The organism is Bacteroides sp. Phil13, assembly GCF_001940965.1.
GTDB lineage: Bacteria > Bacteroidota > Bacteroidia > Bacteroidales > Bacteroidaceae > Bacteroides > Bacteroides intestinalis.
Genome location: NZ_MSHA01000103.1, coordinates 38,700 through 54,423, shown reverse-complemented (window position 1 = coordinate 54,423; position 15,724 = coordinate 38,700). Strand labels below are relative to the sequence as shown.

Annotated in this window: 11 protein-coding genes; 5 read left to right on the top strand and 6 right to left on the bottom strand. The window is 44.8% G+C overall.

What is annotated here, in order from left to right; all coding sequences use genetic code 11:
- Window positions 1–61 precede the first annotated feature (61 nt).
- Both BWI44_RS20385 and BWI44_RS20380 read left to right on the top strand, forming a co-directional pair.
- Entirely contained in the window at window positions 62–1,726 is a 1,665-nt protein-coding gene (locus tag BWI44_RS20385; RefSeq protein WP_007663505.1) for a putative transporter, read from the top strand.
- Window positions 1,727–1,837: 111 nt separating this feature from the next.
- The gene (locus BWI44_RS20380; protein ID WP_195209180.1) at window positions 1,838–3,820 is read left to right on the top strand and encodes a fructose-1,6-bisphosphatase; all 1,983 of its coding nucleotides are present in this window, start codon (window positions 1,838–1,840) and stop codon (window positions 3,818–3,820) included.
- A 2-nt stretch (window positions 3,821–3,822) separates the two neighbouring features.
- On the opposite strand, the gene BWI44_RS20375 is transcribed toward BWI44_RS20380, so the two are convergent.
- From BWI44_RS20375 to BWI44_RS20350, 6 genes are all read right to left on the bottom strand, one after another.
- On the bottom strand, window positions 3,823–5,061 hold the full coding sequence (locus BWI44_RS20375; RefSeq protein ID WP_195209181.1) for an LA_2272 family surface repeat-containing protein: 1,239 nt from the start codon (window positions 5,059–5,061) through the stop codon (window positions 3,823–3,825).
- A gap of 5 nt (window positions 5,062–5,066) precedes the next feature.
- On the bottom strand, window positions 5,067–6,623 hold the full coding sequence (locus tag BWI44_RS20370; protein ID WP_138292556.1) for a sulfatase: 1,557 nt from the start codon (window positions 6,621–6,623) through the stop codon (window positions 5,067–5,069).
- Window positions 6,624–6,666: 43 nt separating this feature from the next.
- Window positions 6,667–8,325, bottom strand: coding sequence for an AMP-binding protein (locus BWI44_RS20365; RefSeq protein ID WP_195209182.1), 1,659 nt, complete (start codon window positions 8,323–8,325; stop codon window positions 6,667–6,669).
- Between the two features lie 143 nt (window positions 8,326–8,468).
- Entirely contained in the window at window positions 8,469–9,545 is a 1,077-nt protein-coding gene (locus tag BWI44_RS20360) for a GDP-L-fucose synthase family protein (RefSeq protein ID WP_115501778.1), read from the bottom strand.
- A gap of 20 nt (window positions 9,546–9,565) precedes the next feature.
- Window positions 9,566–10,642, bottom strand: a complete 1,077-nt coding sequence (gene gmd / locus BWI44_RS20355) for a GDP-mannose 4,6-dehydratase (RefSeq protein WP_138292558.1) — start codon at window positions 10,640–10,642, stop codon at window positions 9,566–9,568.
- Window positions 10,643–10,715: 73 nt separating this feature from the next.
- Entirely contained in the window at window positions 10,716–11,870 is a 1,155-nt protein-coding gene (locus BWI44_RS20350) for a dicarboxylate/amino acid:cation symporter (RefSeq protein WP_195209183.1), read from the bottom strand.
- A 127-nt stretch (window positions 11,871–11,997) separates the two neighbouring features.
- On the opposite strand from BWI44_RS20350, the gene gnd reads away from it, so the two are divergent.
- Genes gnd through pgl form a run of 3 tightly spaced genes read left to right on the top strand, consistent with a single transcriptional unit; the run spans window position 11,998 to window position 15,711 of the window.
- On the top strand, window positions 11,998–13,485 hold the full coding sequence (gene gnd / locus BWI44_RS20345) for a decarboxylating NADP(+)-dependent phosphogluconate dehydrogenase (RefSeq protein ID WP_044532057.1): 1,488 nt from the start codon (window positions 11,998–12,000) through the stop codon (window positions 13,483–13,485).
- A 40-nt stretch (window positions 13,486–13,525) separates the two neighbouring features.
- The gene (gene zwf, locus BWI44_RS20340; protein WP_007663490.1) at window positions 13,526–15,013 is read left to right on the top strand and encodes a glucose-6-phosphate dehydrogenase; all 1,488 of its coding nucleotides are present in this window, start codon (window positions 13,526–13,528) and stop codon (window positions 15,011–15,013) included.
- Window positions 15,010–15,711, top strand: a complete 702-nt coding sequence (pgl, locus tag BWI44_RS20335; protein ID WP_007663488.1) for a 6-phosphogluconolactonase — start codon at window positions 15,010–15,012, stop codon at window positions 15,709–15,711. The genes zwf and pgl overlap by 4 nt, the downstream gene beginning before the upstream one ends.
- The last annotated feature ends 13 nt before the right edge of the window (window positions 15,712–15,724 follow it).

The following is a 15,724-nucleotide window of genomic DNA, read 5'->3' as shown; positions in this document are numbered from 1 at the left end:
TCCTTTTCTCCGGGAAATACTTCCTATCTTTGCGGACTGAAATCAATAAAACGTAAAAACATTGGATTGGTTATACAGTTTATTCATTGAACACTCCGCCCTACAGGCGGTTGTGGTGCTCTCGCTGATCTCTGCTATTGGTTTGGGGCTGGGAAAGATACATATCTGCGGTATATCGTTGGGAGTGACGTTCGTGTTCTTTGCAGGTATCCTTGCCGGGCATTTCGGATTGTCTATAGACCCGCAGATGCTGAACTATGCGGAGAGCTTCGGCTTGGTGATATTCGTATATGCACTGGGACTGCAGGTCGGTCCTGGCTTCTTCAGTTCGTTCCGCACAGGCGGTGTACAATTGAATATGCTGGCAGTAGGCGTGGTGTTGATCGGTACGCTGATGACACTGCTGGGAAGTTATGGGTTGGGAGTCTCTCTGCCGGATATGGTAGGTATTCTTTGCGGAGCAACAACGAATACACCGGCTCTGGGGGCTGCACAGCAAACGCTGAAACAGATGGGAATCGAAGCGAATACTCCGGCTCTGGGGTGTGCGGTGGCATATCCGATAGGAGTAGTGGGAGTTATTCTCGGTATTCTGATGATACGTAAGGCGCTGGTACGTAAGGCTGATTTGGAAGTCAAGGAGAAAGACGATGTGAATAAACCCTATATTGTTGCATTCCAGGTGCACAATCCGGCAATCTTTAATATGAGTGTGAAGGATATAGCTCAGTTGAGTTATCCTAAGTTTGTGATCTCCCGTTTGTGGCGGGATGGGAATGTCAGCATCCCCACTTCTGAAAAAGTGATTAAAGAAGGCGACCGCTTGCTTGTTATCACTTCAGAAAGAAATGTTCCTGCCTTGACTGTATTGTTCGGTGAGCAAGAAAACACGGACTGGAACAAGGAAGATATTGACTGGAATGCCATTGATAGCCAGTTGATCTCCCAGCGTATCGTGGTGACACGTCCGGAACTGAATGGAAAGAAACTCGGTTCACTCCATTTACGTAATCATTATGGTATCAATATCAGTCGCGTCTATCGTAGCGGGGTGCTGCTGCTGGCTACGGCGGAACTTACCTTGCAATTGGGCGACCGGTTGACGGTAGTGGGGGAGGCCGCTGCTATACAAAATGTGGAAAGAGTTTTGGGAAATGCAGTGAAGAGCTTGAAGGAACCTAATCTGGTGGCTGTATTCGTGGGTATTGTCCTTGGCCTTGCTTTGGGAGCGATACCTATTGCCATACCCGGTGTCAGTACTCCTGTAAAGCTGGGCCTGGCGGGAGGACCGATTATCGTGGGTATCCTTATCGGTACTTTCGGACCACGCATGCATATGGTGACTTATACAACCCGTAGCGCAAACCTGATGCTACGTGCCTTGGGCTTGTCACTCTACCTGGCCTGTCTGGGACTGGATGCGGGAGCTCATTTCTTTGATACGGTATTCCGTCCGGAAGGGTTGTTGTGGATAGCTATCGGCTGTGCACTAACCGTGGTTCCTGTGTTGATAATGGGAGTCATTGCTTTCCGTTGGATGAAAGTCGATTTCGGTTCGGTAGCCGGAATGCTGTGCGGAAGTATGGCGAATCCAATGGCTTTGAATTATGTTAATGATACCATTCCCGGTGATAATCCTTCAGTTTCTTATGCTACGGTTTATCCCTTGTGCATGTTCCTGCGTGTGATTATCGCCCAAGTGCTGCTGATGTTCTTTTTAAGTTGAGAGTTGAGGTTTGGGAACGTAAAGTTGAGGATTAGGAACGTAGAGTTGAGGTTTGAAATGAAGACACAAGCCCATATATAATTTGTAATTTGTAAATTGTAATTAGATATCATGAGTAATATTACCCCTGAAAGCATCATGAGCGACTTGCGTTATTTGCAGTTGCTGTCACGCAGTTTTCCGACGATTGCGGATGCCAGTACAGAAATTATTAACCTGGAAGCCATTCTGAACCTCCCGAAAGGGACAGAGCATTTCCTGACCGATATTCATGGTGAATATGAAGCTTTTCAACATGTGTTGAAGAATGCTTCGGGAGCGGTGAAACGGAAAGTGAATGAAATCTTCGGGCATACATTGCGTGAGAGTGAGAAGAAAGAAATATGTACTCTGATTTATTATCCCGAAGAAAAGTTACAGTTGATTAAAGAGCAGGAAGCCGATCTGGATGACTGGTATCTGATTACACTGAATCAATTGGTGAAGGTATGCCAGAATGTTTCTTCCAAATATACACGCTCTAAAGTGCGTAAGGCACTTCCGGCTGAATTCTCGTACATTATTCAGGAGTTGCTGCATGAATCGAGCGTAGAGCCAAACAAGCATGCCTATATCAATGTAATTATCAGTACTATCATTTCCACCAAGCGTTCGGATGATTTCATCATTGCAATGTGTAATCTCATTCAGAGGTTAACGATTGACTCTCTGCATATTGTAGGTGATATTTACGACCGTGGCCCGGGAGCACACATCATTATGGATACACTTTGTGATTATCACAATTTTGATATTCAATGGGGAAATCATGATATTCTGTGGATGGGAGCCGCTTCCGGTAATGATGCCTGCATTGCCAATGTGATCCGTATGTCGATGCGTTATGCCAACCTGGTTACACTGGAGGACGGATATGGTATTAACCTGTTACCACTTGCCACGTTTGCCATGGATACGTATGCGGATGATCCCTGTACAATCTTCGCTCCGAAGATGAACTTTGTGGACAGCAACTACAATGAGAAGACTTTACGGCTGATTACGCAGATGCATAAGGCGATTACGGTGATACAGTTCAAGCTGGAAGCGGAGATTATAGACCGTCGTCCGGAGTTCGGTATGCAGAACCGGAAGTTACTGGATAAGATTGATTTTGAGAGAGGCGTCTTTGTATACGAGGGAAAGGAATATCCATTGCGTGACACAAACTTCCCGACCATAGATCCGGCTGAACCATACCGTCTGTCTGATGAGGAACGGGAACTGATAGATAAAATCCATGCTTCGTTCATGAATAGTGAGAAGTTGAAGAAACATATGCGTTGCTTGTTTACATATGGAGGAATGTATCTGGTTTGTAACAGTAATTTGCTGTACCATGCTTCCATGCCTCTGAATGAGGATGGTAGTTTCAAACATGTCCGTATTGGAAAGAAGGAGTATTGGGGCAGGAAACTATTGTGCAAGACAGACCAGTTGATCCGTACGGCTTACTTCGATGAAGACGGTACGGAGGAGAAGAGTTTTGCACTGGATTATGTGTGGTATATGTGGTGTGGCCCGGATGCTCCATCGTTTGACAAAGATAAAATGGCGATTTTTGAACGCTATTTCATTGGAGAAAAAGAATTGGCTAAAGAGACGAAAGGATATTACTATACTCTACGTAATCGTGCTGATATTTGTGAACGCATTCTTGCAGAGTTCGAAGTCACGGGACCTCATTCACACATCATTAATGGCCATGTACCTGTGAAGATCATCAAGGGTGAAAAACCGATAAAAGCAGATGGTAAGTTGTTGGTGATTGATGGCGGGTTCTCCAAGGCATATCAACCGGAAACAGGTATTGCCGGATATACGTTGGTCTATCATTCACATGGCTTGCAATTAGTGCAACATGAACCGTTCCAAAGCCGTCAGAAGGCGATAGAGGAAGGCCAGGACATCAAGTCTAATATCTTTGTCGTAGAGTTCAATTCACAACGTATGATGGTGAAAGATACGGATCAAGGAAAAATACTGGTGACACAGATACAAGACTTGAAGAAGTTGCTGGTGGCGTACAGGACGGGACTTATAAAGGAAAAGTGATTTTAGTATTTAAACAACACCACTCCTCCTTCCACAATCACTCCTTTATCGTAAGTGACCCCTTTGTTGTAGTAGCGGCTGCCACCATAACCACCTGTGACGAATACACCCAAACGGTCATTTAGACGATATTCCAGATTGACACGTGCTTGGAGAGCGTAAAGGCGTGCAGGGAAGCCATAGTCTTTGTTCTTGAAGTTTTCGATGTGCTGGAAGCCCAGGTCACCGCTGATAAATAATTGCTTATATAGGGGAAGCTCAAGACCTGCACGATAGAAGAGAGAGGCTGAAAACTTATCGCTGAAATCCAGATAGTGCGTACCACCGCCTAAGATGGTATAGAACAGATTGTTCTTGAAGCGAGCACCTACATTCAGTTTTGTAGCATTGCCTCCGAAAAGCATTAACTGCACTTTAGTATCCGGATTGGCATTGACCAGACCTAACTGGAAACCGTCGAAACTATTCTTATAATAGTTGACTAATCCAATCTGTACGCCTTTTCCTTTTCCGGCAAAATTGAAAGGGGCAACTTGTGCTCCTGTGAAGTGTTCACCTACCACATTCCCCAGACCGGATATCTGTAAACCTTGCATGTTTTCTCCTGTGATGTTACCCAAACCGCTGATTTGTACGCCTCGCAGATTTTCGCCTACGATGTTCAGCAAGCCGGAAGCGGTGATACCAATGAAATCTTCGCCTGAAATGTTGGCTAATCCTGCAATATGTGCTCCCGAAGAATTCTCTCCGGCAATGTTCAGCAAGCCACCAATGAGAACACCACTGGCATTGTCTCCTACAATATTGGTAAGTCCGGAGAATATAACACCTTGTGCATGATTTCCTGTGATACCGACTAAACCGGACAAGGATACACCACAGAGATTATCTCCGTTCACATTACTGATACCTGCTATCTGAACACCGCGCATGCTGCCTCCTACCAGGTTGGCAAGACCTGTAACCTGTACACCGTTCATGTCACGGTATACCACACTACCCAGTAGATTGATACCCACGCCGTTCAGACGGTTCATAGAAGAGAATAGACCGAGGTTGAAACAAGTACTTCCTACAGTATCAGTCTGTTGTGTGGACATATTTTTCCACAGGGAGAGATTGACGCCGACAGGTTCTCTGTTTTTCTTGGTTGTTTCAGTCGATTTGTTGTCTGTAGTCTGTGCAGAAAGTGTTCCTGCAACTATCAGTAATGCAATAATAGATGGAAATAATCTTCTCATTGATTTTAATCTTTAATTTCATCCGGCCAGGGCGCTAAGTTACCGGTTGCACGGAGCGTAGGACGCTGTGCATCTACCGACCGAAGGTAGTTACTTAATTTCTGTGCTAATTTCTTTACAATGCGTGGGTTTTCCATTGCCACGTCGTTTTTCTCGCTGATATCAGCGGGGATATTGAATAGTTCACGCTTACCGTCTACAAAGTAGTAGACGAGTTTCCAGTCACCGGAACGAATGGAGCAAGTTGCTCCGATACCCGGCCCCGAAGGTCCCCAGCTATGAGGATAGTGCCAATAGATATCGCGGTCTTTTACCTTCCCTTTTCCCGTTAGCAATGGCATGAAGCTGATGCCGTCCCGTTGTTGTACGGTGGTATATTCTTGAATACCTGCTATTTCGAGGATGGTCGGATAAAAGTCTTCAATCATGAGATAATCTCCGCATTTCGTATCGGGAGCCACTACACCAGGCCAGCTTACGATCATTGGTTCGCGGATACCTCCTTCATAGGCGGAACCTTTTCCACTGTTGAGTGGGTAGTTCTGAGTATGGAGTTCTCCGGCGCGGGTATGTGCGGCCAGTCCGCCATTGTCGGACATGAAAAGGATTACGGTATTGTCTGTTAGCTGGTTACGTTCCAGATAATCCATCAGGTCTCCCAAGCTCTTGTCCATGCCTTCGATGAGGGTGGCATAAGCTGCTTCTACGGGAGGAAGCCCTTTATCCAGATATTTCTGGTAAAAACGATAATCGGGTTGTATGGGAGTATGAATGGCATAATGAGCCATGTATAGGAAAAATGGTTTATCCTTTTGCTGTGCCTTATCCAAAGCTTTCATAGCCTCTAATGTAAGTGCTTCGCTGAGGAAAGTATCCGTGCCATGATATTGCTCCAATCCGGGAACGGCAGCTAACGGACTTTTGCCATCCGGCTTATTCCCAAAATTATTTTTGCCGTAATAACTGGCAGGTGATCCGGCTGCATGTCCGGCTATATTCACTTCGAATCCCATTGTCAGCGGATCGGCTCCAGGTGTATCATTTGCTCCGAAATGGGCTTTACCGCAATGTATGGTCTGGTAACCGTTATCTTTAAGTACCTGTGCCAACGTAGTCACTTGGGTAGTACGTTCAATTCCCGGTTCCTGGCAAATGCCGTTTACATTCCATTCGGGATAGGTCATTACTGAGTCGGGTTGTTCGTGAGTGGTATTTTTACGTAATGTCCAACTGGTTACGCGATGGCGGGCTGCATTCATTCCTGTGAAAAGGCTGACACGGGTAGGGGAACTGATACTGCAGGCATACGCTTGTGTGAACATCTTGCCTTGTGTTGCCAGACGTTCCATGTTCGGTGTATGGTAGGTGTCGTTGTAGTGTGTCCGTTGAGTCCAGAAGGGCAGAGAAGTATCCTGCCATCCCATGTCATCAACCAGAAACAAAACAATGTTCGGACGTTGCTTTTCTTTCGGCACACCTTTTTCCGGAGATGCTGCAATCGCTTCTCCTGCCATGCCCCACATTGGAATCATGGCAGCCGATATTAATAATTCGCTTTTCATTTGAGATAATACTTTAATAAAGGTTAGTCGGTTAATTACAATCTTATCCCTTTGCTTCCTGGTATAAGAATCGTTTAATGGAGCGTTTTGGAGTTTTCTCAAATTCTTCGGGATAGATTTTCATTTTGAATATCTGGCTGTATGCAGGCAACATGGTGTTTAGCGTGGCACGGTTTTCTTCCATGACCCGTTCTATATCTGCGGTAGTCAGGCCGTGTGCAAAGGCATCGTCGAAGTCCGGATATACCAGTCCGACAAGCTTTTCATTCTGCTGCACGATAATACTTTCGGCAACGTACGGCATGTTATTCAACTTATCTTCTATTTCTTCGGGGTATATATTTTGTCCACTGGAACCGAGCAACATATTCTTGCTGCGTCCTTTGATGGTGATATTCCCTTCGGCGTCCATTAGTGCAAGGTCGCCTGTATGCAGCCAACCGTCAGCGTCGATTGCTTCACGTGTGGCTTCTTCATTTTTATAGTATCCAAGCATAACATTCGGTCCGCGGCATACGATTTCCCCCGGTATATTTTCCGGATCGGAAGAAAGGACTTTCACTTCCATACGCGGAACCGCCTTACCGCAGGAACCCGGTTTGAAGCGTGACCAGTCTTCGTAACAGATAATCGGACCACATTCTGTCATCCCATAACCTACCGTGTAGGGGAATTCTATCATGTGCAGGAATTGTTCTACTTCCTGATTGAAAGCGGCACCGCCTACGATGACTTCTGCAAAACGCCCGCCGAAAGCATTGACTACTCCTTCGCGTACAGTTGCTTTAATCTTGTCATTGATGATGGGAACTTTCAGCAATAGCTTCATGGTAGGTGTTTCCAGTTTCGGAAGCACGTTCTTCTTAATGATCTTTTCTATAATAAGCGGTACAGCCACTACAAGGTGGGGCTTCACTTCCGAGAATGCCTGGAAAATGATTTTGGGGCTTGGCATGCGGGTTAGGAAGTAGATCTGACATCCTGCTGAGAACTCGTACAGGAATTCGAATGCCAACCCGTACATGTGTGCCATTGGCAACATGGAGATAATCTTGTCTCCGGCTTTCAATGGCAATACTTCGAATGCGAATGCCGTATTGGACCACAGGCTGCGGTAGGGCAGCATTACCCCCTTGGAATAACTCGTCGTTCCGGAAGTATAGTTGATGACTGCCAGTTCTTCGGGCTGATCTTTGTGATATTTAATGTGTTCTTTACGGAAATTCTTGGGATATTTCTTGCCGAACAGTTCGTTCAGATGTTCACGGGCGTAATCCAGTTTCTGTGTGCGTGAGATGAGAATGGAGAAGTCTGTCATCAGAATGATGCCTTCCAGGATAGTCATGGCAGATTCGTTGAGGTTTTCCCATACCTGGTCGCCCACAAAGAGTAATTTGGCTTCGGAGTGATTGACAATGTTGTGTACATTGTCCGCTTTGAACTCATGAAGGATAGGAACTGCAACCGCTCCGTAGGTAAGTGTGGCAAGGAAGGTGACTCCCCAGTGTGAACTATTACGTCCACAGATGGCTATCTTATCGCCTTTTTTAATACCGCTTGCTTCGAAGATTAAATGTACTTTCTCTATTTTGCGGGCTACATCTTTGTATTGTAGGGTAGCGCCATTATAATCTGTCAGGGCATCAAGGTCCCAATTCTCTTTAATACTATTCTCAATGTAGGCGATAAAGCTTTGTTCCATGATATTATATATTGCACATTTATTTGAAATTTGTGCAAATATAAGGCTTTATCAAAAGAAAGCAAATTTTTAGCTAAAAAAAGCGGGATATGTATATAATTTAGCCCTGGCATATTAAAATATGGCCAGGACTATTGAAATATTTACGATTTTAAATACCAATGATAGATGCGTTGTACGCCTTCTTCTATTTCTACTTTGTGGTGCCAACCCAGAGAATGTAGTTTTGAAGGGTCGGTCAGTTTACGCATGGTGCCGTCCGGTTTGCTACTATCGAAACTCAGTTGGCCTTTGTAGCCTACAGTAGAAACTATCAGTTCGGCAAGGTTGCGGATGGAGATTTCTTTACCTGTACCTATATTGATGTGGCAGTTACGAATGTCTTTATCGTCTGGTTTATAGGTGTCTTTGAAGTCTACATGTTCCATGACGAATACACTGGCATCTGCCATTTCTTCGCTCCAAAGGAATTCGCGAAGCGGTGTACCGGTACCCCAAAGTTTCACTTCATTGTCACTGATACCGTATTTAGCAAGAATGGTGAGAATATCCTCTTTGCTGCCGGTTCCGTCAATGCCTTCTACGGGACGGAGATCCAGGTCTTTGCGTATGGCATCCCAATCACCTTGTTTCAGACAGTGGGCAAGGTGTATCTTGCGAATCATGGCAGGAAGTACATGACTGCGTTCCAGATCGAAATTATCGTTCGGGCCATAGAGGTTGGTAGGCATTACAGCAATATAATTCGTACCGTATTGCAGGTTGAAGCTTTCGCACATTTTCAGTCCGGCAATCTTAGCTATGGCATAGGGTTCATTGGTGTATTCCAGGGGAGAGGTAAGAAGTACTTCTTCTTTCATGGGTTGCTCGGCATCGCGTGGATAAATGCAAGTGCTGCCCAGAAAGAGGAGTTTCTTTACATTGTGGCGGAAGCTTTCTCCGATGACGTTCTGTTGTATTTGCAGGTTCTTGTAGATGAAATCGGCACGATAGATACTGTTTGCCATGATGCCGCCTACGAAAGCGGCAGCAAGGAATACATATTCCGGTTGTTCTTCATCAAAGAATCTACGAACGGCAATGGCGTCCAGTAAGTCGACTTCTTTGTGGGTTTTGCCAATAAGATTGGTATATCCTTTATCTTGCAGGTTCTTCCAGATTGCAGAACCTACCAGGCCACGATGACCTGCTACGTAGATTTTGGCGTTTTTGTCTAACATTATATTTTAAGTTTTATGTATTAATTCTCTTGTGATCTCAGATACAGCTTTCTCACAAACTTCATGTCATGCGTTGCCATAATCTTCACGAGATCTTCAAAGCTGGTTTGTCTTGGGTTCCAGCCCAAAAGTGTTTTGGCTTTGGTAGGATCACCCAGCAATTGTTCAACTTCGGCAGGACGGAAGTATTTTGAATCTACTTCTACAATGATTTTGCCTGTCTTCACATCAATGCCTTTTTCTTCGATACCTTCACCTTCCCAACGCAGTTCAATACCTACTTCTTTGAAGGCGAGTGTGGCAAACTCACGAACAGTATGCATTTCTCCTGTGGCAATCACGAAATCTTCCGGTGTATCATGCTGAAGAATGAGCCACATACACTCTACATAATCTTTCGCATATCCCCAGTCACGGCGTGCGTCCAGATTACCTAAATACAATTTATCCTGAAAACCTTGTGCTATGCGTGCAGCAGCCAGCGTAATCTTGCGGGTTACAAATGTCTCACCTCTGCGTTCACTTTCATGATTGAAAAGGATACCGTTTACGGCAAACATTCCATAACTTTCGCGGTAGTTTTTGGTAATCCAGAAACCATATTGTTTGGCTACTCCGTACGGGCTACGGGGATAGAAAGGCGTTGTTTCCGTTTGAGGAACTTCCTGTACTTTTCCGTAGAGTTCCGAAGTAGATGCCTGATAAATCTTTGTTTTTTTCTCCATGCCCAGGATGCGGACAGCTTCCAGCATACGGAGTGTACCAATGGCGTCCGCTTCAGCTGTGTATTCCGGTACATCAAAAGATACCTTTACATGACTTTGTGCGGCAAGATTATAGATTTCATCCGGTTGCACCTGCTGAATGATTCGAATGAGCGAACTGCTATCCGTCATATCGCCGTAATGCAGGTTAATAGTACGTTTCTGTTTCATGTCGCGCACCCATTCGTCGAAGTACAAGTGTTCGATACGTCCTGTATTGAATGAGGATGAACGGCGGAGAATACCGTGAACTTCATATCCTTTTTGTAATAAGAATTCGGCAAGAAACGAACCGTCCTGACCTGTTATTCCGGAGATTAGAGCTGTTTTCATATTGTAGGCTTCGTTATAAATTGATTTTAAGAGGACAAAATTCGTTGTTTTTTACGAGAAAACAAAACTTTTTTCATTTATATATCTTATCCACTACCAACGCAATCGCCCCGTCTCCCGTTACATTACAGGCAGTACCGAAGCTATCCATCGCAATGTAGAGCGCAATCATCAATGCTTGTGCCGATTCATCGAAACCAAGCATGGACTGCAATATACCCAAAGATGCCATGATAGCACCACCAGGAACTCCGGGAGCCGCTACCATGGTGATTCCCAGCATGAAAATAAAACCGGCAAATAGTGGGAAATCGAAAGGTATACCCTGCATCATCATCAAGGCAAGGGCGCATGCAACTATCTTGAGCGTACTTCCGGATAGATGTATCGTAGCACAAAGTGGAATCACAAAACCTGCTATGTCAGATGATACCCCATTCTTTTTAGTCTGTTCCAATGTGACAGGAATAGTGGCAGCAGAAGACTGTGTACCTAAGGCGGTGAAATAGGCAGGCATCATCCGTCCCAATAATTTAAAGGGATTCTTACGGACGAATAGTGCAGCTATGCAATACTGGAACACTAAAAGGAAGATATGCAACAGGAAGATCACACCGATTATCTTTATGAAGACCATTAATACGGAGAATACCTGTCCCGAATGTGTCATATTAAGGAATATACCGAATATGTAAATAGGGAGCAATGGCAGAATGACTGCACTGATCATGCGAACTATAATTTCCTGGAAATCGCGTGCAGCATTCTTCAACGTATCGTTTTTCAGTTGAGCAAGCCCAAGTCCTAACATGAAAGCTAATACCAGAGCTGTCATAACATTCATCAGCGGAGGTATGGCAACAGAAAAGAAAGGCAATATGCCTTGCGCTTCACTGACTTCTTCCAGCGGAACTCCGGGTTCTATCAGGTGAGGAAATACTGTTACACCAGTAAAGTAAGACAAGAAACCGGAAAATAAGGTTGCCCCATAAGCAATCAGTGCTGTAATTAATAATAGTTTTCCGGCACCTTTACCAATATCGGCAATTGCCACTGTCACTAACCCTACAATAATAAGTGGTATGGAGAAGTTCAGGAACTCACTGAAAATACTGTTGAACGTAACGAAAAAGCGTACCATACCTCCGGGAAGAAAATTACCCAAAAGAATGCCCAATGCTATGGCTATTATGATACGCGGCAGTAGTCCGATATGTAGTTTTTTCATAAATCTGTATTTAAGTTTTTCAGGTGAAATGTAGTCATGTTTGCAAAAGTACGATTTTTATTCGAAATTCATACGAACAAATGCCCTTGGCATATTGTTTCCATTTCAATGAAACAATAACAAAAAAATGCAAGTTATGACCAAAAACAAACAAAAGACAGACATCGGCTTAATTGGACTTGCCGTAATGGGGGAGAATCTGGCCTTGAACATGGCAGATAAGGGATGGCACGTATCCGTGTATAATCGGACCGTTCCGGGAGTAGAAGAAGGTGTGGTAGAACGCTTTACCAATGGCCGTGCCAAAGGAAAGACTATTGAAGGATATACTGAAATACCCGATTTTGTGGAGTCCATTTCTACACCGCGCAAAATCATGATGATGGTTCGTGCGGGCAATGCGGTAGATGAGTTGATGGAACAGCTTTTTCCGTATCTTTCTCCGGGAGACATACTAATAGATGGTGGAAATTCAAATTACGAAGATACCAATCGTCGTGTGGCATTGGCTGAACAGAAAGGTTTTCGTTTTGTCGGAGCTGGTGTTTCCGGCGGAGAAGAAGGGGCGCTGAATGGTGCTTCTATTATGCCGGGTGGTTCTGTTACTGCCTGGGATGAAGTGAAACCCATTCTGCAAAGTATCGCTGCACGTGCTGCCGATGGTACTCCTTGCTGTGATTGGATTGGGCCGGCTGGTTCGGGACACTTTGTCAAGATGATACATAATGGTATCGAGTATGGCGATATGCAGCTGATTGCCGAAGCCTACTGGGTGATGAAGAATCTATTGCAACTGGATAATGAAGAGATGGCTTCTGTATTTGCTCATTGGAATGAGGGTAAATTGCGCAGTTATCTGATAGAAATCACTGCCAACATTTTACGCCATAAAGATAAGGCAGGTGGATATCTGATTGATAAGATTTTGGATACTGCCGGACAGAAAGGTACTGGTAAATGGTCTGTTATCAATGCTATGGAACTGGGAATGCCCTTGGGACTGATTGCTACGGCTGTTTTTGAGCGTAGCCTTTCGGCACAGAAAAATCTGCGTGAAGCGGCTTCCAAGCAATTCGCTTGCCAGCGTTCGCAAGTGGTATATAATAAACCGGAACTGGTGAAGGATATTTATTCGGCCTTGTATGCTTCCAAATTGGTATCTTATGCACAAGGATTTGCTGTATTGCAAAAGGCATCCGATACTTTCGGTTGGGATCTCGATCTGGCATCCATTGCCCGTATGTGGCGTGGTGGTTGTATTATCCGTAGTGTATTCCTGAATGACATAGCTGCAGCTTTTGAAGCATCACAGAAGCCGAAACACTTGCTGCTTGCTCCTTACTTCCGGGATGAAATTAAAGAATTGCTTTCGGGTTGGAAGCATCTTGTAGCTCATGCAATGAAAGAAGAACTCCCTGTTCCTGCTTTCTCTTCTGCACTGAACTATTTCTATTCACTGGTATCTGCGAAGTTACCTGCCAATATGATTCAGGCACAACGCGATTACTTTGGTGCACATACTTTCGAACGTACTGATGAACTTCGCGGGCAATTCTTCCATGAGAACTGGACCGGACATGGCGGAGATACAAAATCAGGTACATATAATGTGTAGTCACTAACTACTAATCACTAACCACTAATCACTAAATTAAATGAGTAAATTTGTAATGATCATATTCGGCGCCTCGGGTGACCTGACGAAGCGCAAACTTATGCCGGCACTCTACTCTCTTTATAAAGATAATCGGTTGCCGGAAGAGTTTAGCATTTTAGGAATTGGGCGCACAGACTACGCGGATGATACTTACCGTGACTATATATTGAATGAACTGGAACATTTTGTCACTCCCGCTGAAGTAGGGATGAAGGAATTCTGTACTCATTTACATTATCTCAGCATAGATCCTGCCAAAGAAGAAGGTTACGAAATGTTGGGCAAGCGTTTACAGGAAATCACAGGTGAGAAAGCTCCGGATAATTTGCTGTTCTATCTTGCTACGCCTCCTTCACTTTATGGAGTTATTCCCCTGCATCTGAAAAAAGCCGGATTGAATCGTAAGCATACCCGTATCATCGTTGAGAAACCTTTCGGCTACGACCTGAAGTCAGCACAAGAACTAAACAAAATATATGCTTCCGTCTTTGAGGAGCACCAGATTTATCGTATCGATCATTTTCTCGGTAAAGAAACAGCTCAAAATATTCTTGCTTTCCGTTTTGCCAACGGCATCTTCGAACCGCTGTGGAACCGTAATTATATCGATTATATAGAAGTTACTGCAGTAGAGAATCTGGGTATTGAACAGCGTGGCGGTTTCTATGATGGAACAGGAGCTTTGCGGGATATGGTTCAGAACCATCTTATCCAGTTGGTAGCTCTTACCGCTATGGAACCTCCTGCAGTTTTTACGGCTGACAATTTCCGTAATGAAGTGGTGAAGGTCTATGAATCCTTGAAACCTCTGACGGATGAAGATTTGAATGAACATATAGTCCGCGGGCAATATACGGCTTCCGGTTCTAAAAAGGGCTACCGTGAAGAAAAGAACGTTCCTGCCGACTCGCGCACTGAAACTTACATTGCCATGAAAATCGGTATCGATAACTGGCGCTGGAGTGGTGTACCTTTCTACATCCGCACAGGAAAGCAGATGCCTACGAAGGTGACGGAGATTGTAGTGCATTTCCGTGAGACACCGCATCAGATGTTTCATTGCCATGGCGGACATTGTCCGCGGGCTAATAAACTTATCCTTCGCTTGCAACCCAATGAGGGCATCGTACTGAAGTTTGGTATGAAAGTGCCCGGTCCGGGATTCGATGTGAAGCAGGTGATGATGGATTTCAGTTATGACCAATTGGGCGGAAAGGCTACAGGTGATGCTTATGCCCGCCTGATAGAAGACTGTATTCAGGGTGATCCGACCCTTTTCACTCGTAGTGATGCCGTCGAAGCTTCCTGGCGTTTCTTCGATCCGGTATTGCGCTATTGGAACGAATATCCGGATGCACCTCTCTATGGCTATCCCGTCGGAACCTGGGGACCTCTGGAGAGTGAAGCTATGATGCACGAACATGGTGCTGACTGGACCAATCCGTGTAAAAACTTAACGAACACTGATCAATATTGTGAGTTATGAAAACTTATATCTATAGTACAGCTGTTGAAACGGCACGAGCTCTTATCAAACACATCATAAGTCTGATGGAGGCAGAGCCGCAAAAGATTTTCCACATAGCATTCAGCGGAGGCAGTACGCCTTCGCTCATGTTCGATTTGTGGGCGGATGAGTTCAAGGATGCCACTCCCTGGTTGCGTATGCGCATCTATTGGGTGGATGAACGTTGTGTGCCTGCCGAAGATTCAGAAAGTAATTATGGCACTATGCGCCGTTTGTTGTTGGATAAGGTTCATATGCCGGAGGAATACATTTTTCCTATCGATGGTAACAATCGTCCCGACAATGAGGCGAAGCGTTACTCCAGTGTAGTACGTTGTCATGCATCTCTCTGGCATGGATTCCCGGCTCTTGACATTGTGTTGCTCGGTGCTGGCGAAGATGGACATACCTCGTCTATTTTTCCCGGACAGGAGCATTTACTTTCTTCCTTTCATCCTTATGAGGTGAGTGTGAATCCTTACAACGGTCAGAAGCGTATTGCTATGACCGGCTGTCTGTTATTCAATGCCAAGCAATTGATCTTCTTCGTTACAGGCAGAAATAAGGCTAATGTCGTGCAGGATATTCTGGATTCGGGTGATACCGGTCCGGCTGCCTATGTAGCCCATCATGCATGGAATGTAGAAGTATTTATGGATGAGCTGGCAAAACCTTAGCCCATCCATAAAA